Genomic DNA, 12,831 nt, shown 5'->3' with positions numbered 1-12,831 from the left:
CCTCCTTGGCGGGCCGACGTCTCGGGTGTCCGGGGCGTCTCAGATGTGGAACTGCTGGAACTTGAGGTAGGAGCCCGCGTCGACGCGCAGCTGCAGACCGGTGACGTAGCGGGACTCGTCGGAGGCGAGGAAGACCACGGCGTGGCTGATGTCGGCGGGGTCGATGAAGGGGATCGGCATGGCCTGCTGGACCGGGAACGCCAGCAGCGCGTCCTCGCGGGTGGGGTTCTCCAGGTCCGGGCGGAAGGCCTTGTACATCGGCTCGCTGTTGAGCATGCCGGTGTCGCAGTTGGTCGGGTGGATGACGTTGGCCCGGATCTTCAGGGGGGCCAGGTTGCCGGCGAGCTCGTGGGTAAACTCCGACAGCGCGCGCTTGGTGTACGTGTACGCGGCGCCGCCCGGGTCGGCCCCCGGCTCGGCGACCTGGCCACCGGTCATGTAGATGGCCGTGGAGCCGGTCGTGATGATCGAGGCGCCCTCGCTCAGGTGCGGCAGCGCGGCGTGCACGGTGTTGATGACGCCGAGCAGGTTGGTGTCGACCGCGGCGGTCCAGGCCGCGAGCGGCGGGGTGCCGCCCATCGACATGATCCCGGCCTGCGCGACGACGATGTCGAGTCGTCCCAGTTCGGCGATGCCGCGCTCCATGGCCGCGGCGATCTGCGCCCGGTCGCGTACGTCGACCTCGACGGCGACGACTCGCCGCCCGGCCTTCTCGACCAGCCGGGCCGTCTCCTTCAGGTCGTCGGAGGTGCCCAGCGGGTAGCCGTTGGTCGGGATGTCTGAGCAGATGTCGACCGCGATGATGTCGGCACCCTCCTCGGCCAGCCGTACGGCGTGGCTGCGGCCCTGGCCGCGGGCGGCTCCGGTGATGAAGGCGACCTTGCCCTCTACTCGTCCCATGGTGAAACCCCTCTCGAAGTGTTCGGTCAGCCCGCGGAGGCGGGGAAAGCGATGGTCTTGGTCTCGAGGAAGTCCTCGAGGCCCTCGGTGCCCCATTCGCGGCCGAGGCCGCTCTGCTTGTAGCCGCCGAAGGGCGACTCGACGTCGAACCACTGGCCGCCGTTGACGCCCACGGTTCCGGTGCGGAAGCGGCGGGCCATGGCCATCGCCCGGTCGGGGTCGGCGCTGAAGACGGCGGCTCCCAGACCGTAGGGGGTGCCGTCGGCGAGACGGAGGGCGTCCTCGTCGTCGTCGTACGCCTGGATCACCAGAGCGGGCCCGAAGATCTCCTCCTGCACGACACGGGACGACGGTTCGACGTCGGCGATCAGAGTGGGCTCGACGTAGTAGCCGCGCTCGAACCGGTCCGTCGACTTGCCGCCGACGACGACCCGGCCGTCCTTCGCCGCGATCTCGTAGTAGCCGAGGACCCGTTCGCGCTGGGCGGCGTTGACGACCGGTCCCATGATGTTGGCCGGGTCGTTCGGGTCGCCCCACGGCACGTGGGTGATGCCCAGTGCGGCGAGGTCGACCGCCTCGTCCAGCCGGGTCCTCGGCACCAGGAGCCGGGTGAGCGAGACGCATCCCTGTCCGGCGTGGAAGCAGACTGCTCCGGCGAGGGCCGGTACGGCGGCCGTCAGGTCGAAGTCGTCGAGCAGGACGGCGGCGGACTTGCCGCCGAGCTCCAGGGTGACGCGCTTGACGGTGTCGGCGGCGGCGCCCATCACCTTGCGGCCGGTGGCGGTGGATCCGGTGAGGGTGACGGCGTCCACGTCGGGGTGGGTGGCCAGGATCTGCGCGACGCTGTTGTCGCTGGTGGTGACGGTGTTGAGGACGCCGGCCGGGATGTCGGTGTGCTCCGCCGCGATGGCGCCCAGGGCCAGCGCCATCCAGGGGGTGTCGGGGGCGGGCTTGAGTACGACCGTGCAGCCGGCCGCGAGTGCCGCGCCCACCTTGCAGATGTTGAGGTAGAAGGGGTGGTTCCACGGGGTGATGGCCGCGACCACGCCGGCCGCCTCACGGCGGATGATCCGGTCGGTGGGCATCCCCATGATCGTCTTGGTAGGGAGCGTGCGCTCGAACTCGTACTCGTCCAGCAGGCCGATGTAGTAGTCGAGGTAGGTGATCGGCTCGTCCAGCGGGACGCCGGAGGTCACCCCCACCGGGATGCCGCTCTCCGCCACGAGGAGGGAGCGCAGCGTCTCGGCGTTGGCGCGCAGTGCGTCACGGAGCTGGACGAGGCAGCGGCGGCGCAGCGCCACGTCGGTCGACCAGGCGGTGCGGTCGAAGGCGTGCCGGGCGGCGGCGATGGCCCGCTCCACGTCCGCGGCGTCGGCCTCGGGCGCCGAGCCGATGACCTCCTCGGTCGCCGGGTTGACGTTGCCGAAGGTCCGGCCGCCGGTGGCGGGCACCAACTCGCCGCCGATCAGCATGCGTTGCGTGAGCTTGTCCATGGTGCGGCTCTCAATTCGTCGGGACGGGAGGGGAGAAAGGGGCGGGTTCGAGCAGCCGGGCGAGGACGTCGTGGGCGTCGCCCAGGGCGCCGAGGCCGACGCCGAGGGCCGCGGTGGTCTCCCGGACCACCGCGAGGTCCTTGCCGAGGAACTCGCCGACACCGGCGGCGAATCCGCGGACCGAGCCGAGGTGGGCGACGCCGTCCAGGGCGCGGCTGGCGCCGCTGCCGTGCCCGAGGCCGCGCAGCAGGTCCTCCTCCGGGACGCCGAGTTCCGCGGCCACGGCCACCGCCTGGGCGAGGATGCCGAGATTGGCGGCGAACACGGCGTTGTTGAGGAGCTTGACGCGCTGGCCGGAGCCGGACGGCCCGAGGTGCAGGACCGGGTCGCCGTAGGCGGCGAGGACGGGCCGGACCCGCTCCACCGGCTCGGCCGCTCCTCCGACGAAGAGGGTGAGCCGGCCGCCCGCGATGTCCTGGGGGCCGCCGCTGATCGCCGCGTCGACGACGTGGACGCCGCGTGCTCGGGCGTGCTCGGCGAGCAGGTCGACGGTGCGCGGGCTGCACGTCGTGTGCACGATCAGGACCGAGCCGGACGGCATGGCGTCGACGAGTCCGCCGTCGAGACAGACCTGACGCACCTGGGCGTCGGTGAGCACGCACACCGCGACCGCTTCCGCCTCGGCGAACGCGCCCACGTCGGTGGTGACTTCGGCGCCGTCGGCGGCGAGATCCCCTCGAAGAGCGGGCGAGCAGGCCAGAACGGTGACCGGGTGACCCGCCGCGAGCAGTCGGCGCACCATGGGGCGGCCCATCCGCCCGGCGCCGACGAACCCCAGGCGGGCCTCCTCCGCCACCGCCTCGTTCACCGGGGGTGCCCCAGGGAGACGAGCGCGGCGTCAGCCGCGTCCAGGACGGTGCCCGCCTTGATGTCGGCGACCTGGGCCAGGTCGGCGACCAGCCGGGCGTCCTTCTGCAGCAGGCGTCCGGTGTGGTCGCCCAGCGGCGCCACCGAACAGCCCATCCTGGCCAGGATGTCGGCGGCGAAGCTGGCGCCGGAGCCGTGCGCCAGTACCTGAGCCAGCTGCTTCGGCTCGATGTCGAGGCCGCGGGCCAGTTCGTAGGCGCTCTCCGCGACGGCGAGGTTCGCCGCGAGCAGCAGGTTGTTGAGGAGCTTCGCCCGCTGCCCGGCGCCGACGGGCCCCAGGTGCACCACCGGGTCGCCGTAGGTCTCGAAGACCGGCCGGACCCGGTCGACGGCTTCGGGGTCGCCGCCGACCATCACGAGGAGGCGTCGCTCCTCGGCCGCGGGCCCGCCACCGCTCACCGGGGCGTCCAGCAGCGTGACGTCCCGCTCCGCCGCTTTCTCCGCCAGGCGGCGGCAGGTGTCGGGATGGACGGTGCTGTGGACCACCACGGCCCCGCCGGGTGCCATGCCCTCCAGCACTCCGCCCGCTCCCGCGACGACCTCCTCGACGCCCGCGTCGTCGACCACGCAGACGCAGACCAGGTCGCAGGCGGCACCCAGTTCGACCAGTGAGTCCGCCACGGCGGCCCGGGTGTCCGCGAACGCCGCCGTGGCAGCTCGGCGACGCGCCCACAGCGTGGTGGGGAAGCCCGCCTCGACGATGCGGCGGGCCATGGGGCCGCCCTGGTTGCCGAGCCCGATGAATCCGACGCGCGCAACGCCTGCCCCGCTCATGTCACGGCTCCCGCGATCTTGAGACCCAGGAGTTCCTCGTCGCTCAGGCCCAGCTCCCGCAGGATCTCGTCAGTGTGTTCGGCGAACAGCGGCCCGCGGGTAAGCTGTGCCGCCTCCCGGTTGAACTGCACAGGGCTGCCGACGAGTTGGCGGGTTATCCCTTCGGCGTCGACGACGTCGGCGATCTGCCCGATGGCCCGGAGCGAGGTGTCCTGTCCGACCTCGTACGTGTTCTGCACGACGGCCCACTGGCCCTCCATGCCGTCGAAGGCGGCCACCCACTCGTCCTTGGTGCGGGCGGCGAGGGCGGCGGCGACGATCTCGCTGGCCTCGGCGGCATTGGCCATCAGCTTCTCGGCGGAGTCGAACCGGTCGTCGGCGGCGAGTTCGGGCCGGCCGATCCGCTCGCAGAACTCGGGCCAGTAGCGGCCGGGTTGCAGCATCGCGAGGGACAGCCACCGGTCGTCGGCGGTGCGGTACACGGCGGTCAGCGGGTTGCTGGCGCGGGCGGTCACCGGGTCGAACTTCGGCAGCGGGCCGCCGTTGACCATCGCCAGGTTCACGTTCATCTGCGTCGCCCACGCCCCGACCCCGGCCAGAGAGACGTCCACGGTGGGCACGACCCCCGTACGCGCCCGCGCGAACAGGGCCGCGGCGATGCCGCCGGCTATGGTCATCCCGCCGATGTTGTCGCCGTACGCACCCACCGGCTGCGCGGTGAGGAACTGCGCTCCCGGCGGCGTGCAGGAGTCGGCGCTGCCGCCGCGGGCCCAGAAGGCGGTGCTGTCGTAGCCGCCCTTGTCGGCCTCCGGCCCGCTGTGTCCGAAGCCGGTGCCGAGCGCGTACACGATGTCCGGGTTGATCGCGCGGACGTCGTCGACGTCGATGCCGAGCTTGCTGCGGGCGCTGGGCAGGAAGTTGGTGAGGAAGACGTCGCTGGTGCGGATCAGTTCGTGCAGGATCCGGGCCGATTCGGGCTTCTCCAGCGCCAGTCCGATGCTGCGTTTGCCGCGGTTGGGTCCGTCCATCATCGGGGAGAAGGTGGAGCCCTCCTCTCCGACCTGCTGGCTGAAGACCTTGACGATGCCGCGCTGGGCGTCGCCCTTCTCCGCGTGCTCGACCTTGATCACGTCGGCGCCCCAGTCCGCGAGGACGGCGCCGGCGGACGGCACGTAGGTGAACTGGGCGACCTCCAGGACCCGGATGCCCGCCATCGGTTTGATCACTGGTGGAGACCTCGACTTCCTTGCTGCAGGGGCGTGATGTGCGGCTGGTTCAGATTCCGAAGCGGAGTGCGCCGTCGATCCGGACGACTTCGCCGTTGAGGTAGTCGTTGTCGACGATGTGCAGGGCGAGACGGGCGTATTCGTCCGCGCGGCCCATGCGTTTGGGGTTGGGCACGCCCGTCCCCCACTGCGCCTGGGCCTCCTCCTCGCTCATCCGGAAGGCCGGGGTGAAGAAGGTGCCGGGGGCGATGCCCATGACACGGATGCCGGTGGGGGCCAAGTCGCGGGCGGCGGCGAGGGTGAGGCTGATGACGCCGCCCTTGGCGGCGGCGTAGTCCGACTGTCCGACCTGGGCCTCGTAGCCGGCGATCGAGGCGGTCATGATGGCGACGCCGCGCTGCCCGGACTCCAGCGGCTCATTGCGGCTCATCGCGGCGGCCGACTGGGCGAGGACGTTGTAGGTGCCGCCGAGGAAGATGTCCGTGGTCCGCTTGAACGTCTCCAGAGGGTAGAACTCGCCCTTGCGGTTGACGATCCGCCGGGCCGCGGCCGGGCCGCCATGGACGGCGACCGACACGCGCAGGGTGCCCAGTTCCTGTGCCGCCGCCACCGCCGCGGCCACCGACTCCTGGCTGGTGACGTCCGTGGTCAGATAGCGGACCCGGGCGCTGCCGAGGTCGGCTTCCAGGGCCTTGCCCTTGTCCTCGGACAGGTCCGCGATGAGCACCGCGGCGCCCGCCTCGGCGAGCCGTCGCACGGTGGCCTCGCCGAAGCCGCCGGCTCCGCCGACGACCAGTGCCGACGCCCCTTCGAGATTCATCTCGTCCTCCCTGCGTTGATGACCGGACCGGCGGGATCAGCCGGCCACGGGTCCGTCCTGGCGGACGCGGCCGACCAGTTCACGCCGCAGCACCTTGCCGGTCGGCGTCGTCGGGAACTCCTCGACGAACAGCACATGGTCGGGTGTCTTGGAGCCGCGCAGCCGTTCCCGCACCCAGGTGCGCAGTTCCTCGGCCTCGGCCCGGGCCCCGGGGTGGAGTACGACGAAGGCGCCTATGCGCTGACCCCACTCGACGTCCGGCACACCGGCCACGACGCACTCCTGGACGGCGGGGTGACCGGCGAGGACGTCCTCGATCTCGGCCGGGGCGATGTTCTCGCCGCCCCGGATGATCGTGTCGTCGGCCCGGCCGCGCACGAAGAGGTAGCCCTCCGTGTCGAGGTAGCCGCGGTCCCGCGTCGGGAACCAGCCGTCGTCCCGCAGTACGCTGCCGGCCTCCAGGTACTCCCCGGCGACCTGCGGCCCGCGTACGACGATGTCCCCCACCACCCCGGCCGTGCACGGCTGTCCCTCCTCGTCGCGCACCTCGATCTCCACCGAGGGCAGCGCCCGGCCCACCGATCCGAGCCGGGCCCGTACGGCCGGGTCCGTGCTCGTGAGGGCCTCGCGGTGGTCGTCGGGTCCGAGGACGGCGATCGACGAGGCGGTTTCGGTCAGCCCGTAGGCGTTGACGAATCCCGTGTACGGGAACATCCGCAGGGCCTCCTCGATCACCTCGGGTGCGATCTTCGCTCCCCCGTAGGAGATCGACTTCAGTGACGTCGGGCCCTCGGTTCCCCGCGTCCGCAGTTCCGCCACGATCCGGGCCAGCATGGTGGGCACCACCATCGCGTGCGTCACCCGCTGCCGTTCCACCGTGTCCAGCCACCCGCCCGGGGAGAACACGTCCAGATGGACCACCCGGCGCCCGCTGTAGAGGTTCGACAGCACGTTGGCGACGGCGGCGATGTGGTAAGGCGGGACGCTGACGAGCGTCGCGTCCGTGTCGGGCACCGAGCCGAACTCGACGGAGCCGAAGAGGTACGCGGTCAGGTTGCGGTGCCGCAGGACGGCGCTCTTGGGCGCGGCCGTGGTTCCGCTGGTCATCAGCAGCACCGCGGGGGAATCCGGGTCCACCGTCTCCGCCGAGGTCGAGCCGTCCGTGGCCGCCGGCAGGGTCAGGAACTCCTCGACGCCGACCGTCTCCGCACCGGGAGCTCCCGACACCCGCTCCGGGGTGTCGGTCACCACCAGAGGCGCTGCTTGACGACACATCACCTCCATCAACTGGGCATCGCCGAGGCGGTAGTTGAGGGGCAGGAAGGGGATGTCGGCGTAGGTGGCCGCGAACAGTGCGACAGGGAACGCCGGACCGTTGGGACCGAGGTACACCAGTCGCCGCGCGCCCGCCTTGCGCAGCCGCTCGGCTCCGGCCAGCGCCCGGGAACGCACGTCCAGCGCGGTCATCCCGGTCTCGCGGTCGCCGATCAGGACACGGTCGGGCATGCCGCCGACCACCATGTCGAGGACCATCGCGAGATTCATGGCTTCTCCAGCACGTGTCGTCGTGAAGGGGGGAAGTGCGTCGATGCGAGGGGCGTGCCCGACCGGCCGGTCAGCCGCTGACGCGCTTGACCTGGTTGAACGGCACGCCTCGGTCGGGTGCGGGCTCGCGGGGCATGCCGAGCAGGCGCTCGCTGACGATGTTGCGGGCGATCTCGGTGCTGCCGCCGCCGAGGCTCACGCCCTGCCGCATGAGGAACCCGGTGGCCGTCCAGCCGAGGACACCGGGTCCGGTCCCGGCGCCGGTCGCGACCCCGGCGCCGGCGATGCGGACCGCGTAGTCGTCCATCAGGTGCACGTACTCGGCGTGCAGGAGCCGCAGGACGGAGGAGGCCGCCGGTGGCAGCGACCCCGCGGCCATCGCGCTGCTGACGCGGCCGACCGTCTGCTCGTGGACCGTCTTCGCGGCCAGGTACTCGCCGACCAGTTCGCGCACCCGCGGGTCGGCGGCCCGGCCCGAGGCGCGGGCGACGTCGAACGGCGTCGGGTGCGGGGTGGCGCGCAGGTTGCCGCTGCCGCTCACGTACGGCGACCCGCCGCCCACGGCGTTGCGTTCGTGGAAGAGCTGGCGGGACGCCACCGTCCAGCCGTCGTCGACCGTGCCGACCACGGACGACGCGGGCAGGCGTACGTCGTCGAAGAACTCCTCGCAGAACTCCCGCGACCCGTTGACCATGCGCACCCGGTTCAGCGTCAGTCCCGGCGCCTTCAACGGCACGAGGAACATCGTCAGCCCCTGGTGCTTGGGCACGTCCCAGTTGGTCCGCGCGAGACACAGGCCCCAGTCGGCGGCGTATGCCGAAGTGCTCCAGGTCTTGGCCCCGTTGAGTATCCATTCGTCGCCGTCGTGCTCGGCGCGGGTGATCAGGCCGGCCAGGTCGGATCCGCCGCTGGGCTCGGACAGGAGCTGGCACATGATCTCCTCGCCCCTGATCGTGGCCCCGATGCGGTCCCGCTTCTGCTCCTCGCTTCCCGCGTCCAGCAGGGTCGCGCCGCAGATCGCGAACGAGGGGACGTTGAGCAGCAGCGGCATCTCATAGCCGTCGCTCTCCTCGGTGAAGGCCCTCTGATGGGCCTCGGTCAGTCCGAGTCCGCCGTACTCGCGCGGGAAGCAGATGCCGGCGAAACCGCCCTGGTAGAGCAACTGCTGGAGTTCTCGGGCGCGTGCCCATTCGTGGCTGTCGTCGTCGGGGTCCAGGGACTCCGGCTGCGACCGGTCGTCGAGGCGGGGCATGTTCTCGGACAGCCAGGTCCTGGCCCTCGCCCGGAACGGTTCGACGCCCTCAACGGCGTTGTCGGTCATCGCGGTTCAACCCTTCGCCAGGTCGGGAGGGACTCAGAGGGAAGCGAGGTCGGCCAGTCGCAGCCGGTGGTCCTGCGGTGTCCCGTAGTGGGCCTGGTCGAGCGTGGCCCGGCGCAGGTACAGATGCAGGTCGTGTTCCCAGGTCACCCCGATGCCGCCGTGCAGCTGCACACAGTCCTGGAGCATCACGAGCGAGCGGTCGCCTACGTACGACTTGGCCACGCTGGTCAGTTCGGCCGCCTGCGGGGACTGTTCCTGTACGGCCGCTGCCGCCGCCTGGGTGGTAGCGTGGCAGGCCTCCAGCCAGGTGCGCAGATCGGCGAAACGGTGTTTGAGTGCCTGGTAGGAGGCGAGCGGCCGGCCGAAGGAGTAGCGGTCGAAGGCCCACTGCGTGGTGAGGGCGAAGGCCCGGTCCAGCACGGCGCACACCTCCGAGCACTGGATCACCAGGGCGATCTGCAGCTGCCGTTCCACGGTCTGCATGTCGCCGGGTGTGCCCACCAGGGCCTCGTCGGCGACCCGGACCCGGTCGAAGCGGACCTCGCCGAAGGACCGGGACAGGTCGAGCGACCACTGCGGGCTGACCGACACCCCCGGCGCGGAGGCGGGAACGAGGAACTGGGCGAGTCCGTCCGGGGTGTTGGCCGTGACCAGAAGTAGATCGGCCTGGTCGGCCTCCTGGACGCGGTCCTTGACGCCGTCCAGCAGGAACCCGTCCCCGTCACCCGACGCGGAGACGGCGGCCTCTCCCGGCGCCCACTCGCCGCCGGGTTCGTACACGGCCCAGGTCGCCACGGTCTCCCCCGCCGCCAGCGCCTCGATCTCCGCGCTGTGATCGGGCCCGTGCCCCTGCGCCGCCACCAGCCCGGCGAGGACGACGTTGACCGTGAGCAGTGGCCCCGGGGCCACACCGGCGCCCAACTCCTCGGCCAGCAGGCTCAGATCACGTACTCCCTCGCCCGAGACACTGCCGCCGCCCAGCTCCTCGGGGACGAGCATCGCGGCCCAGCCCAACTCGGCGCCGCTGCGCCACCACTGCCTGCTCCATCGGGGCTCGCCGTCCTTCATCCCGCGGACGCGGTCGAGGGAGTACTCCTTGTCGAGGTGCCCCTTGGCCGAGGCCCGGAACAGCTTCTGATCCGGTGACAGCGCGAGCTCCATCGAGTCTTCCTCTCACCTCGGCTCCGGGGTGCACTCACTGAACACTGGTGATGAACAGTTGTCAATGTATCGAACTATGAGGGGTTACAGTGCGGCCGAGCAGCTTTCGATTCGGGGAAGCCACTCCGCGAGGCGCCTCGCCGTCAAAGGGCGCGGCAGTCCTGGCGCCGCCTCACACAGAGAGCCGCGTGCGCCGCGAAGCGGCCAGAGCGGCGTCGGCGGCCCGCCGTCCCGCGCGCAGAGCGGAGAGACAGCCCGGTTCGGCAGGCGACGGATCGTCGGCGCGCCGCGCGGGCCCGACGCAATCCGGAGCACCGGCGGGCAACGCGGCATAGAGGCCTCGGACAGCCAGCTCGCGACCGACCCATACGGCACCGGTCGCGCCGTCGACCCGCAACTCGCCCTGCGGCCCCGGCGCCAGGCCGGACCCGGCGCACCAGAGGCGGGCGCTCAGCTCCGGCGTCGGTGGCACCACCGCGTCGTCACCGACGAGGCTCAGGCGCCGCGGCCGCCCCGGCGGCGTGAAAGCCGGCACCATCTGCGCAGACTGGACCACGGCCGCCGTCGCCGACCCGACGAAGTCCCAGTGACGCGGATCCACGGCAAGAACGACCGACGCACAGCCGACCTCCTCGACCCGGAACCCCGACTCCCACACCAGATCCCCGGCAGCGGTCAGTACCCGTGACGCGGAGCGCGAGCCTCGGTCGCCCGCCCGGTCCAGCGTCCGGCAGGCCATGGCGGCCAACCCGCGCTCGCTGAACGCCGCGTAGCCGACGCCGCGCACTCGATCGGCTTCCATCATCAGTTCGTGGGCGCGGCACACGGGGCGCACCTCCACCCCGGCCGACCGTGCGGCGCTCCGCAGCGCCGCCCGAGACCGGGCTCGAGGAGAAGCGCCCCATCTGCGCTCCCACAAGCCACTTCGGTCAAGGACCATCACTCGGGCTCCGGCGCTCGCGGCCGCGAGCGCCGCGGCCGCTCCGACCACGCCGAACCCGATGACCACAACGTCGAACTGTCCGTACAGCGACATCGGCCAGCCTCTCCGCCGGCGACGCCTCCGCGCAGGTGGAGTGGTTCGTCCCTGAAGCCCTCCGATCCGGCGTGATTCACCCTAGGAAGAGCTTTCGGCACGTGTCAACAGACGTGCACGCACCCCCTTCCCGCCATTGCAGAGAGTTCCCCGACGGCCCCTCACCAGGGCCCTGTTCCTCATCGATCAACCCTGAATACATTTACGTCTTTCGATCTATCTACTACAGTCGGCTCTGCCGCCCGCCGTATCCGTCTCGGGCTGCCTTCCAGACAACACAACACAGTCAGGTGGTGTCCCGTGCCCGAAGCTGTGATCACCAGTGCGGTCCGTACTCCGATCGGAACGGCGTTCAAAGGCATGCTCGCGGATGTTCCGGCCGAGGTTCTCGCCCTGCACGTCCTGCGCGAGGCCGTGCGTCGCTCCGGAGTGGCGGCCGAACAGTTCGATGACGTGGTTTTCGGAGAGTCGCTCTACGGCGGTGGTGACCTGGCCCGTCATGCCGCGGTCGCCGCGGGGATGACCCGGGTGCCCGGAGTGGCGCTCAACCGGCACTGCGCCAGCAGCCTGACCGCGGTCGGGGCCGCCGCCGCGAGCATCCGTTCCGGTATGGACCGCGCGGTGGTCGCCGGCGGCGTGCAGTCCTTCTCCACCGCCCCGGCCCTGAACTGGCGCGTGCCGCTCAGCGACGACATGGAGCAGCGGAATCCCCCGACCTTCCCCTACACCGAGGACGCGACCGACGACGTGTCGTTGAGCGTCGGCTGGAACGTGGCCCGGAAGTTCGGGATCACTCGGGAGCGGATGGACGCGTGGGCCCTGCGCTCGCACCAGCGGGCGGTGGCCGCCATCGAGGCGGAGCTCTTCGCGGACGAGATCGCGCCGATCAAGGTGACCCGGCGCAACGGTTCGATGGTCGCCTTCACCGTCGACGAGCACCCCCGTCCCACGACCTCGGCGGAGAAGCTGGCCGTCCTCAAGCCCCTGCACCCGGAGATCGACGGTTTCTCGATCACCGCCGGCAACGCCGCCGGGGTCAACGACGCGGCGGCCGCCCTCGCCGTGCTGTCCGACGAACTGGCCCGGGAGGAGGGCGTACCGGTGCTCGCGACCGTGCGCGCCTGGGCCGCGGTCGGGGTGGAGCCGCGGTTCACCGGGGTCGGCGCCATCGATGCCGCGGTCAAGGTCCTCAACCGCGCCGGTCTGGCCACCTCGGACATCGATCTGTGGGAGATCAACGAGGCGTTCGCCTGCGTACCCGTCGCGGCCTGCCAGGAACTCGGCCTGGACGAGGACCGGGTCAACGTCCACGGCAGCGGTTGCAGCCTGGGCCACCCCGTCGCCGCGAGCGGCGCCCGCATGCTGACGACGCTCGTCCACGAGCTGCGCCGCCGGGGTGGCGGCAAGGGAGTGGCGACGATGTGCGCCGGCGGCGGACAGGGCGGGGCCGTAGTCGTCGAGGTGCCCTGAGGACGCAGGCTGATCGAAGAGGACGGGCAGCAGGCCTTCCGGATCGACTGTCGCTCATGCCGAGCCGGCGGAACGAGGGTCGTGCGCGCGGAGGGGACACGATCCCGCACTGGCGGCCGAAGTGCGTATGAGACTACGCACATGTGCGGGCTCCGGGC

Annotated in this window: 11 protein-coding genes; 1 reads left to right on the top strand and 10 read right to left on the bottom strand. The window is 71.4% G+C overall.

Annotated features, from left to right (window positions below; translation table 11 throughout):
• Nucleotides 1-39 precede the first annotated feature (39 nt).
• The 10 genes from ACZ69M_RS34335 to ACZ69M_RS34290 all read right to left on the bottom strand — a co-directional run bounded on the left by ACZ69M_RS34335 (nt 40) and on the right by ACZ69M_RS34290 (nt 11,008).
• Nucleotides 40-900, bottom strand: coding sequence for a mycofactocin-coupled SDR family oxidoreductase (locus tag ACZ69M_RS34335; RefSeq protein ID WP_470056054.1), 861 nt, complete (start codon nt 898-900; stop codon nt 40-42).
• Between the two features lie 26 nt (nt 901-926).
• Nucleotides 927-2,393 (bottom strand): aldehyde dehydrogenase family protein, encoded by a 1,467-nt coding sequence (locus tag ACZ69M_RS34330; RefSeq protein WP_470056052.1) that lies wholly within the window; start codon nt 2,391-2,393, stop codon nt 927-929.
• A 10-nt stretch (nt 2,394-2,403) separates the two neighbouring features.
• Complete coding sequence (locus ACZ69M_RS34325; RefSeq protein WP_470056050.1) at nt 2,404-3,261, bottom strand: NAD(P)-dependent oxidoreductase; 858 nt, start codon at nt 3,259-3,261, stop codon at nt 2,404-2,406.
• Nucleotides 3,258-4,094, bottom strand: coding sequence for an NAD(P)-dependent oxidoreductase (locus ACZ69M_RS34320; RefSeq protein WP_470056048.1), 837 nt, complete (start codon nt 4,092-4,094; stop codon nt 3,258-3,260). Before ACZ69M_RS34320 ends, ACZ69M_RS34325 begins: the two co-directional genes overlap by 4 nt.
• Complete coding sequence (locus ACZ69M_RS34315; protein ID WP_470056047.1) at nt 4,091-5,320, bottom strand: CaiB/BaiF CoA transferase family protein; 1,230 nt, start codon at nt 5,318-5,320, stop codon at nt 4,091-4,093. The genes ACZ69M_RS34320 and ACZ69M_RS34315 overlap by 4 nt, the downstream gene beginning before the upstream one ends.
• Nucleotides 5,321-5,369: 49 nt before the next feature.
• Nucleotides 5,370-6,140, bottom strand: a complete 771-nt coding sequence (locus ACZ69M_RS34310) for an SDR family NAD(P)-dependent oxidoreductase (RefSeq protein WP_470056045.1) — start codon at nt 6,138-6,140, stop codon at nt 5,370-5,372.
• Nucleotides 6,141-6,176: 36 nt separating this feature from the next.
• Nucleotides 6,177-7,685 (bottom strand): class I adenylate-forming enzyme family protein, encoded by a 1,509-nt coding sequence (locus ACZ69M_RS34305; protein ID WP_470056043.1) that lies wholly within the window; start codon nt 7,683-7,685, stop codon nt 6,177-6,179.
• A 70-nt stretch (nt 7,686-7,755) separates the two neighbouring features.
• The gene (locus tag ACZ69M_RS34300; RefSeq protein WP_470056041.1) at nt 7,756-9,006 is read right to left on the bottom strand and encodes an acyl-CoA dehydrogenase family protein; all 1,251 of its coding nucleotides are present in this window, start codon (nt 9,004-9,006) and stop codon (nt 7,756-7,758) included.
• A gap of 33 nt (nt 9,007-9,039) precedes the next feature.
• On the bottom strand, nt 9,040-10,167 hold the full coding sequence (locus ACZ69M_RS34295; protein WP_470056039.1) for an acyl-CoA dehydrogenase family protein: 1,128 nt from the start codon (nt 10,165-10,167) through the stop codon (nt 9,040-9,042).
• A 172-nt stretch (nt 10,168-10,339) separates the two neighbouring features.
• A complete protein-coding gene (locus ACZ69M_RS34290) occupies nt 10,340-11,008 on the bottom strand; it encodes a hypothetical protein (protein ID WP_470056037.1) in 669 nt (222 codons plus the stop codon).
• Nucleotides 11,009-11,503: 495 nt separating this feature from the next.
• Here ACZ69M_RS34290 and ACZ69M_RS34285 point away from each other — a divergent pair, with 495 nt between their 5' ends.
• Nucleotides 11,504-12,673 carry a thiolase family protein gene (locus ACZ69M_RS34285; protein ID WP_470056035.1) on the top strand — a complete coding sequence of 390 codons (1,170 nt, stop codon included), beginning with the start codon at nt 11,504-11,506 and terminating at the stop codon, nt 12,671-12,673.
• Nucleotides 12,674-12,831 lie beyond the last annotated feature (158 nt).

This window comes from Streptomyces sp. NPDC107454 (assembly GCF_055582885.1).
This window is presented reverse-complemented; position numbering and strand designations above follow the sequence as displayed.

Excerpts from the sequence above, each read along its gene's own strand:
- ACZ69M_RS34335 (WP_470056054.1), bottom strand. The coding sequence starts at position 900 with ATGGGACGAGTAGAGGGCAAGGTCGCCTTCATCACCGGAGCCGCCCGC.
- ACZ69M_RS34330 (WP_470056052.1), bottom strand. The coding sequence starts at position 2,393 with ATGGACAAGCTCACGCAACGCATGCTGATCGGCGGCGAGTTGGTGCCC.
- ACZ69M_RS34320 (WP_470056048.1), bottom strand. The coding sequence starts at position 4,094 with ATGAGCGGGGCAGGCGTTGCGCGCGTCGGATTCATCGGGCTCGGCAAC.
- ACZ69M_RS34310 (WP_470056045.1), bottom strand. The coding sequence starts at position 6,140 with ATGAATCTCGAAGGGGCGTCGGCACTGGTCGTCGGCGGAGCCGGCGGC.
- ACZ69M_RS34305 (WP_470056043.1), bottom strand. The coding sequence starts at position 7,685 with ATGAATCTCGCGATGGTCCTCGACATGGTGGTCGGCGGCATGCCCGAC.
- ACZ69M_RS34300 (WP_470056041.1), bottom strand. The coding sequence starts at position 9,006 with ATGACCGACAACGCCGTTGAGGGCGTCGAACCGTTCCGGGCGAGGGCC.
- ACZ69M_RS34295 (WP_470056039.1), bottom strand. The coding sequence starts at position 10,167 with ATGGAGCTCGCGCTGTCACCGGATCAGAAGCTGTTCCGGGCCTCGGCC.